The organism is Parafrankia sp. FMc2 (assembly GCF_041008525.1).
Taxonomy (GTDB): Bacteria; Actinomycetota; Actinomycetes; order Frankiales; family Frankiaceae; genus Parafrankia.
This window is the reverse complement of record NZ_JBFLUG010000203.1, coordinates 1-10,109: the sequence shown is the minus strand read 5'-3', so window position 1 is coordinate 10,109 and position 10,109 is coordinate 1. Positions and strand designations below refer to the sequence as shown.

The 10,109-nt window shown below is 70.6% G+C and carries 17 protein-coding genes and 1 pseudogene; all 18 read right to left on the bottom strand.

Annotated features, from left to right (window positions below):
* Positions 1-412: 412 nt before the first annotated feature.
* The 18 genes and pseudogenes from AB1460_RS33805 to AB1460_RS33720 all read right to left on the bottom strand — a co-directional run bounded on the left by AB1460_RS33805 (position 413) and on the right by AB1460_RS33720 (position 9,909).
* Positions 413-1,228, bottom strand: coding sequence for a hypothetical protein (locus AB1460_RS33805; RefSeq protein WP_368966360.1), 816 nt, complete (start codon positions 1,226-1,228; stop codon positions 413-415).
* 33 nt (positions 1,229-1,261) lie between these two features.
* Positions 1,262-1,486, bottom strand: a complete 225-nt coding sequence (locus tag AB1460_RS33800; RefSeq protein ID WP_368966359.1) for a hypothetical protein — start codon at positions 1,484-1,486, stop codon at positions 1,262-1,264.
* Between the two features lie 168 nt (positions 1,487-1,654).
* On the bottom strand, positions 1,655-2,269 hold the full coding sequence (locus tag AB1460_RS33795) for a hypothetical protein (RefSeq protein ID WP_368966358.1): 615 nt from the start codon (positions 2,267-2,269) through the stop codon (positions 1,655-1,657).
* Positions 2,266-3,888 carry a DEAD/DEAH box helicase gene (locus tag AB1460_RS33790; protein WP_368966361.1) on the bottom strand — a complete coding sequence of 541 codons (1,623 nt, stop codon included), beginning with the start codon at positions 3,886-3,888 and terminating at the stop codon, positions 2,266-2,268. The genes AB1460_RS33795 and AB1460_RS33790 overlap by 4 nt, the downstream gene beginning before the upstream one ends.
* A gap of 6 nt (positions 3,889-3,894) precedes the next feature.
* Positions 3,895-4,083, bottom strand: a pseudogene (locus AB1460_RS33785) (HNH endonuclease); the annotation flags it as partial.
* Between the two features lie 126 nt (positions 4,084-4,209).
* The gene (locus AB1460_RS33780; RefSeq protein ID WP_368966356.1) at positions 4,210-4,548 is read right to left on the bottom strand and encodes a hypothetical protein; all 339 of its coding nucleotides are present in this window, start codon (positions 4,546-4,548) and stop codon (positions 4,210-4,212) included.
* On the bottom strand, positions 4,545-4,940 hold the full coding sequence (locus tag AB1460_RS33775; RefSeq protein WP_368966354.1) for a hypothetical protein: 396 nt from the start codon (positions 4,938-4,940) through the stop codon (positions 4,545-4,547). Before AB1460_RS33775 ends, AB1460_RS33780 begins: the two co-directional genes overlap by 4 nt.
* Positions 4,937-5,350, bottom strand: a complete 414-nt coding sequence (locus tag AB1460_RS33770) for a hypothetical protein (protein WP_368966352.1) — start codon at positions 5,348-5,350, stop codon at positions 4,937-4,939. Before AB1460_RS33770 ends, AB1460_RS33775 begins: the two co-directional genes overlap by 4 nt.
* Positions 5,347-6,492: a hypothetical protein gene (locus tag AB1460_RS33765; RefSeq protein WP_368966350.1), complete on the bottom strand. Its 1,146-nt coding sequence runs from the start codon at positions 6,490-6,492 to the stop codon at positions 5,347-5,349. Before AB1460_RS33765 ends, AB1460_RS33770 begins: the two co-directional genes overlap by 4 nt.
* Positions 6,489-6,815, bottom strand: a complete 327-nt coding sequence (locus AB1460_RS33760) for a hypothetical protein (RefSeq protein WP_368966348.1) — start codon at positions 6,813-6,815, stop codon at positions 6,489-6,491. Before AB1460_RS33760 ends, AB1460_RS33765 begins: the two co-directional genes overlap by 4 nt.
* Positions 6,812-7,012, bottom strand: a complete 201-nt coding sequence (locus tag AB1460_RS33755) for a hypothetical protein (RefSeq protein WP_368966346.1) — start codon at positions 7,010-7,012, stop codon at positions 6,812-6,814. The genes AB1460_RS33760 and AB1460_RS33755 overlap by 4 nt, the downstream gene beginning before the upstream one ends.
* Positions 7,005-7,328, bottom strand: a complete 324-nt coding sequence (locus AB1460_RS33750) for a hypothetical protein (RefSeq protein WP_368966344.1) — start codon at positions 7,326-7,328, stop codon at positions 7,005-7,007. Before AB1460_RS33750 ends, AB1460_RS33755 begins: the two co-directional genes overlap by 8 nt.
* A complete protein-coding gene (locus tag AB1460_RS33745) occupies positions 7,328-7,666 on the bottom strand; it encodes an acetyltransferase (protein ID WP_368966343.1) in 339 nt (112 codons plus the stop codon). Before AB1460_RS33745 ends, AB1460_RS33750 begins: the two co-directional genes overlap by 1 nt.
* Complete coding sequence (locus tag AB1460_RS33740; protein WP_368966341.1) at positions 7,666-7,920, bottom strand: hypothetical protein; 255 nt, start codon at positions 7,918-7,920, stop codon at positions 7,666-7,668. The genes AB1460_RS33745 and AB1460_RS33740 overlap by 1 nt, the downstream gene beginning before the upstream one ends.
* Complete coding sequence (locus AB1460_RS33735; protein WP_368966339.1) at positions 7,917-8,189, bottom strand: hypothetical protein; 273 nt, start codon at positions 8,187-8,189, stop codon at positions 7,917-7,919. The genes AB1460_RS33740 and AB1460_RS33735 overlap by 4 nt, the downstream gene beginning before the upstream one ends.
* Entirely contained in the window at positions 8,179-8,391 is a 213-nt protein-coding gene (locus AB1460_RS33730) for a hypothetical protein (protein ID WP_368966337.1), read from the bottom strand. The genes AB1460_RS33735 and AB1460_RS33730 overlap by 11 nt, the downstream gene beginning before the upstream one ends.
* A gap of 148 nt (positions 8,392-8,539) precedes the next feature.
* The gene (locus tag AB1460_RS33725) at positions 8,540-9,091 is read right to left on the bottom strand and encodes a hypothetical protein (RefSeq protein WP_368966335.1); all 552 of its coding nucleotides are present in this window, start codon (positions 9,089-9,091) and stop codon (positions 8,540-8,542) included.
* On the bottom strand, positions 9,088-9,909 hold the full coding sequence (locus tag AB1460_RS33720) for a hypothetical protein (protein WP_368966333.1): 822 nt from the start codon (positions 9,907-9,909) through the stop codon (positions 9,088-9,090). Before AB1460_RS33720 ends, AB1460_RS33725 begins: the two co-directional genes overlap by 4 nt.
* Positions 9,910-10,109 lie beyond the last annotated feature (200 nt).

Genomic DNA, 10,109 nt, shown 5'->3' with positions numbered 1-10,109 from the left:
GGTCTCGTGGTCTCGGAGATTTGTATAAGAGTCAGGCCCTGCGGCCCTAGTCCGCCGGCGTGGGCTCAGCGGGGCCGAGATGCTGGTGCCCTGGCAGACCCAGCAGGGCACCAGCGTTAGCAGCCGGCCGGGCCGGCTCGCGGTGGGCATGGCTACCGCCCACGGTTGGAATGTACCTGGTCCTCGCTGGTGCGGCTGGCGTGGCCTCGGTGTGGCCGTGTGTCGCGTTCGAGGCGTAGCAGGTCAGACCAGGCATACAGTCGCGAACGGCCCCGGGCACCGACAGGGCGGATCCGCGGGGGGCGCCCTCGGCGGGCCCGGGCCCATTCCTGGATATGCCGGGCGGTGACGGGCGGCTGGGCGGTGGCAAGCAGGGCGACGGCTTCGGCGGTGGTGACCGTGATGTCAGCCATCAGGCTCCGTCGACGGCCAGGAGTCCATACAGCTCGACGTCGAGGATGAGGCTGAGGCGGGCCCATTCGTCGCGGGCCGGGTCGGGGCTGAACCTCCACAGGTGCGGCCGGCCCTGCTGGCAGGCGCACGTGTCCTTCTGACAGCGGCACACGCTGTTCGTGCACACGATCTGCTCGCGACCGAGCAGCGCCCGCAGCGACCACGTCGAGCAGATCGGGCAGGGGCCGGCGATGGCCCGGACCTGCCGCGCCGTCCCAACCTGCGCGCGCAGCACACCGACGAGGCGGCGCAGTTCATCGACCGCCCACGCGATGTCGTCGTCCTCGGTGCTGGCCAGCCGGGCGGCCTGCCGGCCCAGATAGCGAGTGGCCTGGACCACCGTGTCGCGTGAGGTGCGCGCCGACGGCCGGGCACTGTCCCCGAGCGCTGCGCGTACCACGGCCTCGACGACGGCCAGGCCCCCTGCGATCGTCTGCACGGCGTCGAGCGCGGCGATCCGTAGCGGCGCCGGCGAGCCACCTGACCCGACCGCTGTCACTGGTGCCCGCAGGTACGCCGCGCGGGTTCCCAGGGCGCCACCGGCCGAGCAGGCCGGGCAGAACACCCGGGGCGCCTCCGCCGTCGAGTCCACGGCGTACGCCCAGGCGGTCCCGCAGTCATGCGTCTCCGACAGGGCCAGTGCGCCGAACGTCCGCACCGCCGCCGGCGGCGGCGTCCGAGTGTCCAGCATCTCCGTGAGCCGGTCCCACCAGTCCGCCAGCTCCCGGGCCAGCCCATAGACGTAGTCGGCCCTGTCAGCGTCGGACGGCGGCATACGCCCATCATCGACCGGTAAAGGTCCCAGTGACTATTCGCTGTCCCGTGAGGTCCAGACGATCGGCTCGGTGTACCACTCGCCGGTCTTGGTGTCCCACCACGGTCGGGGCATGACCACCGCGTGGTCCGCCCGGGTCAGATGTTTCCAGCCATAGCCACCGATAACCGGCTCACAGAGGATGATCTCGCCGCAGGTGGCGCAGCCGTCGATGACTGGCGCCTCGTACCCGCCCGGCGGAGCGTAGTAAGCATTCACAGTCAGCCCTCCTGTCACGCACCACTCGCCAGTGTCTGACAGGGACGTCCCGCAGCGCGCGGTGACGACACCAGAGGGACTCCAGTTCGGCCACCAGACTGCCCAGGTCCACGGTCACAGCGTCATCATCCGCCCGGACATCTGCCCGGGCGGATGAGGCCGGGCAGACTATGACGTGTCGTCGCCAAGCAGGCGCCGAAGCTCCCGCAACTGCTCGGGGGTCATGTGTCGGCGGAGGGTGTTGGCGATCGACTCGGGCTTGGCGATGGGCACCGAGACGGTCTTCGGGCGAAACCCCGCGCGGATCATCGCCTGGTGGGCAGAGAGACGGCCTGCGAGGACTTCGGTGCGCAGCTCGGCAGCGTGTTCGTTGCCGGCATCCGCTTCTCTACGGAGACGGCGGAGCGCCTGATCCTGTGTGGTGCCGGTGGGACGTGAAGCAACGTTGCTATTATCAACGTTGGCGCTTCGATCACCACCGTGTTCCCCTTGGAGTGCCCGATCCAAGAGATCAAGCGCCGCAGGGTCGTCCGCCACTACCCGACGGACAAGATCGACTGTGACACCGAGGCCGTGCAGCATCGGCGTCGTCACGAAGTCGACGAACCGCTCATGCTGAACATGCTCTCCGCGCGCCGTTACGAACTCGCGCCAGGACTCGTCTCTGAGGATTGCTTTCACGCCCTCGGTGACGGTCGACAGTCGGGTGTCGGCGGACTGGATCGCGGATCCGATTGCACCGATGCGGGTTCCGCGCTCTGCGAGGTTCGGACTGCTGGTCACACCTCACCAAACCAGCGCGCGAGCATGTCCCGCATCTGCTCCAGTTGGTCAATGGTGCAGTGCTTACGCGCGGGGAATCCTGCCTTGATGATTCTGGCGTTGACGTCCTTCTTCTCGGTGCCTGCCCGACGCGCGATTTTGCCTGCGAGGATGTCAATTTCGCCCCGCAGCTGCTTCTCGTACCGGTGCCGTGGTACTGCTGTGGCTGCCGGCTCCGGAGCCGGCTGGTCTCCACCCGCTTTCTCTGCGAGCAAGCGGGCCATCTGGGCTGCCATCCGGGTGGGGAAGCCGAACTCGACGCAGGTCCGGGCGGCCTCGTCCAAGGCCTCTGCCCGGAACTCCTGCCCAGAGAGGATGGACCGGTCGAATGTCGATTCGGAGGCAGACAGCGGCTCGCGGAAATCTAGGGGGTTCTGCCCGGAGCCACCGCTGCTCTCGTACTCTTTGCGTGCAGCCTCGACCTCGTGCCGCAGTTCTTCCTCGATCTGCTTGCAGTGCACGGTCAGCTTGCTCACTGCAGGCACCAAGATTGACGCCGCGTGGTCTTCGCCTGGGCGTGTGCGGACGAAGCGGCCAACGACCTGGCGGAAGAATAGAGGTGTGGCGGTGCGGGTTGCATACACGCCGACGGAGAGTCGCTTGATGTCGATGCCTTCGCTGACCATCCGGACTGCGACGAGCCAGCGGCTGCGACCCTTATCGAACCGGGTGATATTTGCCTTGGCCTCGGGATCGTCGGACACAACCACGGTGGGCTGGTCACCGGTGATACGTGCCAGTTCGGCGGCCCACTCGCGGGCGTGTGACTGGTTGTCCGCGACGACGAGTCCGCCTGCGTCCGGGACATCGACACGCAGCTCGTCGAGTTCAGCGACTGCCTTGCGGAGCAGGGAGGGCATCCAGCTATTGCCTGGTTGAAGCGCGGTGTCGAGTGCGGCGTCGGCGGTTGCATCGTCGGTCAGCGTGCCATCGACGATCTGGCCGCAATCGACCCACCGAGCCTCGCCGTCGTAGGCGTGGAACACCACCGGGCGGCACACGCCGTCGGTGACTGCTCGGCCGTACTCGTAAGAGTAGTCGACCCTGACTCGCCGACGGCCGTTGGTATCGGGTTCCTCGTACTCGACAAACGGGATTGGGTTGGCGTCGGACCGCCAAGGCGTGCCGGTGAGAGCTAGACGACGTGTAGCTGGGTCGAATGCCTCCCGCAGGCCCTCTGCCCACGACCGACTTTCTCCCGCGTGGTGAATCTCGTCGAAGATGACCAGCGTTGGCGACTGACCCACGACGCGCCGCGCAAGGCTCGCCATCGCCCCACGCGCCATTTGCTGGTAGGTCACGACATAGCCGTCGTACCCCGCTTTGCCGATGTCGCTTGGATCGCCGACCGGAAGCAGGTTGATGGTGCCGGCCGCGGCATCCGCCCACTGTTGGCGCAGTGCGTCCGTGGGTACGACGACGAACACTCGGCGGATGACCGCAGGCCGGAGCCGCTGCACGACGAACAGGGAGAATCGAGTCTTCCCTGCGCCCGGAGTTGCGCAGGCGAGCCAATCTTGGCGGGCCTCTGCGAGGTATTTGTCGAGCGCCTCGGCCTGCCAGCCACGTGGAACGTCCACCCGAGATCCTTTGGAGAGATTGCACTGAGGACAGAGGGCCTGTCCGTTGATGACGTCAGTCGGTCCGCCCGCCACGTGAGGTACGACGTGGTCAGCGTGCCAGCCTTCCGGAAGATCCACTCCGCATCGGGTGCAGCGGCCATCCGCGGCAAGGTAGAGCGCGGCGCGCTCTGATGATGAGAAAAGGCGTGGCAACGATGCCCTATCCTGGGGAAGCGCCCCGGGCCCTATCCCGGGGCGTCTTGCTGGGGGATGTTACGCCGCTCCGACTTCATCCCCTCACGTCCGGTATCGCCCCTCGGTCGCGCAGCCTCTCGTTGGTCACGCGACGGTGATCCTTCGGAGGATGTCGGCCAGGGTCGCGCCCCGCGCCATCGCCGCGTCGATCCGGCGCCACGCGAGGAGCCTCTCGACGCGCCGGGCGCTGATCTGACGCTCCTTCCGCTGCTGCCGGGCGTCCCAGGCGGCCCTGGCGATGACCTTCTGGCGGGCCGTGACCCAGTCCCAGGCGGGCGGGATAGGGGCGCCGCAGTAGGCGCACCAGTCCGGGATGGCGCTGTTGGTGATGCAGCCGTCGAGCTGGGCGCAGCCGTCCGCCAGGGTGCGGGTGTGGGTCGGCGCGTCACCGAGCTGCACGGCCGCGGGCGATGGCGGGTTCACGGGCGGTGAGGGTCGAGTGGGAGCGGGTGCCAGGTGCCTGCGGCCTTCATGTCGGCGATGCGCTGGGCCTTCGCGGCCCGGTAGCGGTCGAGCCAGCCGGCCCCGGCGGCTCGGCGCATCAGCGCTTCGATCTCGGTGACGAGCGCGGCCATGCCGTCCTCGTCGAGGAGGTAGACGGTTCGGGCGCGGTCCTGGGTCTGGTTGATGCGGCCGGCGAGCAGGAGGACTCCGCGGTCGGTGTTGTCGGAGGCGTTGTGGGCGATGGCGACCTCGGCGCCGTCGAGGATGACGGCGTTGGTCGTGTCGATGAGCACCTGGTGGTCGTCGTGGGGTCCACCGGGACCGGCGATGTCCCCCGGGAGGCGCCGGGGGTCGTCAGAGCTGATCCTCATCGCTGCTCCACGGGGAAGCCGATCGTGCCGATCCTGACGGCGCAGGTCGGGCAGAGCGGCACGTGCTCGTCGTAGCTGCCGTCGGGCTGCTTCGCCTGTGCGGGCATGACGGCGGTGTGCGTCGCCGGCGATGTCGGATGGTTCCTGCACGCCGGGCCAGGGGGAGCAGGGGCACCCCCTTCCTGCTCCCAGTAGGGGGCGAGCCCGCGGGCCCGGACGCGTAGGAGCCGGATCTGTGCCGCCGCGCCGACGCGGTCGCCGGCGGTGAGCGCCTGGTCGAGCGCGAGGGCCAGGGCCTCGAAGGAGGGCGGTGGCGACTCCAGCACGCCCTCCTCCCTGCGCGGCTCGAGGTCGGTCAGGTAGATGCGGGCGTACCGGCCGTCTCCGCCGGTCGGCGTATAGCTGGTCACTGCTGGTGCTCCTGCTCGGGGGTGTTCGGCGGGGTCGGGCCGGGCCTGGGTACGGCGACAATGTCGAGGCCGACCCAGGCGGCGATGCGGACGAGGTCCGTGAGGTGGACGGCGTCCGCGGCGCCCTGGATCGTGCGGCTGACGGCGGCGGGGGTGACACCGGCGTTGGCGGCGGCCTGGCGCAGCAGGATGCCGTGGGCGGCCGCGGCGTGGATGAAGGCGGTGGCGACCAGCCGCAGCACGGGCGGTGGCTTGCCCAGGTCGTCGGCGAATCGGTCGACCGCGGCCTGGACGATGTGGCCGAGGGCTTCGCGGCCCTGCTCGGTCATCTCCTGGGCGCCGAGGACGGCGACCGTGACGTCTTGGCTGTCGCGGTCCTGGACCACGACAGAACGGCACTGCTCCGGGGGTGCTACTTGCTCGCTACTTGAAGCCTCCGGGCTGCGAGTAGCTGCCTGGTCCGGCCTGCCTGACGCCCAGGTGGCGTACTGCTCCTCGGTCATGCCGAGTACGTCGCGGAGGGGCTGGTTGGTGCGGTGGCCGTCGTGCCAGGCGTCGACGAGTTCGTCCTCAAGGTAGAGGACGCGCCGGGCCAGGCGGGCGATCGTGTCGACGCGGTCAGCGAGCTCGCTGCGGCCCCGGGGTCGGGTATCGGCCTGTTCGGCCGTGCCGGCCTGCTCCAGGAGCTGCAGCACCTCGGCCTGGTCGGCGCCGAGCGCGGACAGGAGCTCCGCGGCCGCGGCGGTGAGCCGGATCGTGGGCAGTGCGGCCGGGGTGATGGTCCGGTGCAGGTCGAGCCAGTGGTCGATGACGTCGTGGACGGCGGTGAGCTGTTCACGAGTCCGGCCGAGTTCAGTAGCCGGGTCGTCCAGGGCGCGCTGCAGGTCGTCCGCCCGGGTGAGGACGTCTGCGAGCTCGGCGGTACGCGCGTCGAGGATCCGCTGGAGCCGCCGGGCGATCATCAGGTTCTGAGCGGAGAGGTCGAGCTCCCGGCCGGCGAGGATGTCGTCCGCGGCCGCGGAGGCCTTCTCGGCCGCGGCGAGCTGCTCGGTCAGCTCAACGACCTGCGCTTCCGCGGCCGCGAGCAGCCCGACCAGCTCATCCATGTGGGCGCGCCGGATGGATTCGGGCTGGCTGGTCATGGTTCGAGCACCTGGGTGTCTCCGCATCGGGTGCAGGTCTGGACCTGGGCACGGCTGAACCGGCCGGCTCGGCGGGTGGTGAGGGCCTCGGACGGGTGCGGCGGGCAGGCGGCCGGGGTGGCGGCCGCCGCGCGCTGGTCGTGCGCCTGGGCGCAGGGTGTGCACATCCGCAGGGGCAGGTCCTCGACCAGGCCCACGTCCGGCTTGGACACCGGCCTGGTGGTCTCGTACTGGTCGGTACACAGGCCGGGCTGGGCGGGGTGGAGGAACCCGCACAGGCAGTGGCATGTCATCCCGGGGAAGATCGGGAGGGGTGCGGTCACGGCCGGTCCGTCCGGGCGGGCACGTCGATGTAGCCGAGCCAGCGGCGCAGGGCCCGGGCGATGTCGTCGGGGATCTCGTCGGGGTTGACCATGTGTGCGGTCGTCGCGCCGCGGCGGCGGGCGGTCAGGCGGATCTGGATTTCGGCGGTGCCGGCGTCGCGGTCAGTGCGGACGCTGTCGACGGCGAGATCAGCCATGCTCGGCCCCCTCGGCGCGGGCGAGCTCGGCGAAGAGCTCGCCGGCGGTGGGGAGGTGGCCCTGGTGGCGCCACCAGCGATAGGCGTGGACGTGCCAGGGCACCGCGGCGGCGAGGACGTCCAAACGCCGTTCGTCGCTCTTGGCCAGGAGTCGCAGGAGCTCGGCGGTCCAGCTCGTGGGTGAGCCGCCGAGGGCCAGGGCGAGGGTGCCGATGCCGTCGAGCGGGTGATCTTCACCGACGGCGGATGGGCGGACCCAGGTGGGTCGGGCGATGGGGGGCAGGCCGGGCCCGCAGAGTCCTCCTTCCCCGCCCATCAGAACGGCTCCCGGTCGTCGTGGTCGCCGTCCTGGCCGTCGGTGTCGGCGGTGCGTGGTGCGGGTGCGGCGGGGAGCTCCCAGCGGGAGACGGGTTCGGGTTGTTCGTGGACGGCGACGGCGCGGGCGATGGTCTCGGTGGTGGGGGTGAGGGCGTAGATCGCGTCGGGGCTCACGAACTGGGTGACCCAGGCGTCGCCGTTCGGGATGTCGAGGCGCAGGAATCCGCGGCCGGCGACCTCGACTTCGCGGACGCGGCCGGCGCGGCGGACCCGTCCCATGAGCTCGACGATCATCCGTTCGTCGAGGGGTTCGGTGGTGTCGGTGTCGTCGTGCATCAGTCCTGGGTCTCCTCGGATCCGACGGGGCCGGCGGCTAGGGCGCGGACGGCGGCCTGGAGGACTCGCCAGGTGGTCTGGGCGATGGCCTGGGTGCCGTCGGGGAGCTCGACGACGAGGGCGGCGGAGGCCCGGCCGTCGGTGGTGCCGCGGCGGAGTAGGCCGATGCGGGTGAGCTGGCCGGGTGTCGGGTTGGTGATGTCGGTCCAGGGGTCGCGTTCGACGTCGGGGGTGATGGCCAGGTGGGTGCTCATGCGCGGGAGGGCCCTTCGGTGCGACGGTCCTGGTGGATGGCGGCGAGGACGCGGTTGGTGACGTCGTCGACGACGGCGGCGTGGACGAGGGGTTGGACGTCGGTGACCTGGTAGGTGGTCATGGAGACGGCGGGTTCGACGCCGGGGTGCTCGCCGGCGATGTCGCGTGCTGTGGCGTAGGCCAGGTCGAGCAGGCCCAGGGCTTCGGTGTGGTCTCGGGTGCAGAGTTCGAGGCTGACCCGGTGCTCGGTGTGCTGGTCATCGGTCATGGGTGGGTGGTCCGTCCTGTCGGTGGCTGGTGGTGGGCTCGGTGGTTTCGGGGCGGCGGGCGTGGGCGTCGACGTAGATCCGGAGCCGGTCGTTTGTCCGGTTGGGGTGGGCGCGGGAGGTGCCGTGGACGTCGAGGACCTGGCGCAGGGCGCGGACAGCGGCGTCGAGTTCGGCGCGGCCGCCTTCGATGCGGATCCTCAACGCCGGCCGCCGATGCGCCGGTGGTAGGCGGGGCAGGCGCACAGGGAGCAGTCGCTTCCGGTGCGGTGGTGGCGGTGGGCGTGGAGGGGATGGCCGCAGCCTGCGCGGTGGCAGGGTCGTCGGCCGAGCGCGCGGAACAGGCGGCGGATCATGTCCGGGCCTGCTTCGCGAGGTCGGCGACGGCGCGTAGTGCGGTGATGAAGCTGCCGCCGGGGGCGGTGTCGGGGTCGCCGTAGAAGTGCTCGTCGATGCCGTCGTGTTCGGTGCCGCGTTGTTTCGTGGCGGTCCAGAGGCGGCCGTGGATGTCGACGCAGCAGGCGACGGCGAGCTCGTGCCGGTCGGGGTGCTGGTCGAGTTCGCGTCGGAGGGCGACGCGGTCGAGCTCGTCGCGTTCGGCGGGGCTGGCGTTCGGGTCCAGGGTGACGGCCCACACCTCGTGGAGGAAGGCGTAGGCGTACGGGACGGGCAAGTCCCGGGCGAGCTCTTTGCGGGCCGCTCTCTCCATGAGCAGGGGATGGCCGCTGGGGTGGATGTCGGTGGTGATGGCGACGACGGTGGAGGGCTCGAGGGCCGTGCCGTCCCAGGTCAGCGAGATGAAGTGGTGGAACGGGGTGTCCCACTCGTCGTGCATGCCGAGGATGCGCCGGGTGGCGCCGGCGAAGACGGCGCGGCTCGGGATGGTGATGCTGGTCGGGTTCATGCGCTCAGCGCCTCTTTCGTGTCTGCGCCGGCCGGGGTGGTGGAGCGGCGGGCGGCGGCGAGGATGCGCCGGGCGGTGTTGGGAGTCATGCCGACCTGCGCCGCGAGGTCGGCCGCGAGCGCGGAGGGACGGCGCGGGTCGTCCGGTGCGACCTGCGCCGCGAGGGCCAGGAGCCGCGCCTTCTTGGTGCCGGTGCGCCGAAGCGGCGCACGGTCGGCGCGCCGGCGCGGCGCGGGGGTGGCGGCGCGGGGGATGCGCGCGACGGGGGCCAGGGGCCCGGTGTCGGCGCTGTCCGGCGCAGGGTCGGCGGACGCGGGGGTGGGTTCGGCGACCAGCTCGTGTGCTGGCTCGGTGGTCTTGTCGACGACCGGCGCGTTCTGCGCCTGCGCCGCGCTGCGGTCGTTGAGCATCTCCAGGCTCAGGACGAGCGCGAAGGCGATGACGACCCAGACGGCCACGACGGGCGGCCACAGGCCGGGGTCGCCGGTGAGCTGGCCGGTGCCATCCCTCGGAATGAGGGAGGTGGCCAGGTTGCAGGCGCCGGACCAGACGAGGGCGCAGATCAGGACGGCGATGGGTGCGCCGAGGGCAGCGCGGCGCCGGCGCAGGGCGCGGATTTTCAGGCCGGCGGCGATCGCCATGGCCTCTCCGGTGCTCGCGACGATCAGCGCGGCCCAGCGTGGCTGGCCGGCCCACAGTGCGAGCTCGAGGACGTGCGCGAAGGCGACGGCGAAGATTCCTGCGCCGAGGAGGAAGGGCAGGGCTGCGCCGAGGAGCTGTTCGGCGTGTTCGGCGTGACTTGGCTTGCTGCGGGTCATGGTCAGGGGCCTTTCGGCGGGTGGCTGTGGAGTGTGGTTGGTGGTGCTAGGTCGGAGACGCCTGATGCCAGCGCTTCCAGAACGGCTACTGGCCGGCCGGGTGGCTGTGGAGTGTGGTTGGTGGTGCTAGGTCGGAGACGCCTGATGCCAGCGCTTCCAGACGGGCGAGTAGCAGGCCTTTGACGCCGTTGCCGGTGATC

Coding starts and splice junctions, on each gene's coding strand:
- AB1460_RS33735 (WP_368966339.1), bottom strand. CDS start 8,189: ATGACCGATGACCAGCACACCGAGCACCGGGTCAGCCTCGAACTCTGC.
- AB1460_RS33805 (WP_368966360.1), bottom strand. CDS start 1,228: ATGCCGCCGTCCGACGCTGACAGGGCCGACTACGTCTATGGGCTGGCC.
- AB1460_RS33745 (WP_368966343.1), bottom strand. CDS start 7,666: ATGCACGACGACACCGACACCACCGAACCCCTCGACGAACGGATGATC.
- AB1460_RS33740 (WP_368966341.1), bottom strand. CDS start 7,920: ATGAGCACCCACCTGGCCATCACCCCCGACGTCGAACGCGACCCCTGG.
- AB1460_RS33755 (WP_368966346.1), bottom strand. CDS start 7,012: ATGGCTGATCTCGCCGTCGACAGCGTCCGCACTGACCGCGACGCCGGC.
- AB1460_RS33720 (WP_368966333.1), bottom strand. CDS start 9,909: ATGACCCGCAGCAAGCCAAGTCACGCCGAACACGCCGAACAGCTCCTC.
- AB1460_RS33750 (WP_368966344.1), bottom strand. CDS start 7,328: ATGGGCGGGGAAGGAGGACTCTGCGGGCCCGGCCTGCCCCCCATCGCC.
- AB1460_RS33775 (WP_368966354.1), bottom strand. CDS start 4,940: ATGAGGATCAGCTCTGACGACCCCCGGCGCCTCCCGGGGGACATCGCC.
- AB1460_RS33765 (WP_368966350.1), bottom strand. CDS start 6,492: ATGACCAGCCAGCCCGAATCCATCCGGCGCGCCCACATGGATGAGCTG.
- AB1460_RS33725 (WP_368966335.1), bottom strand. CDS start 9,091: ATGAACCCGACCAGCATCACCATCCCGAGCCGCGCCGTCTTCGCCGGC.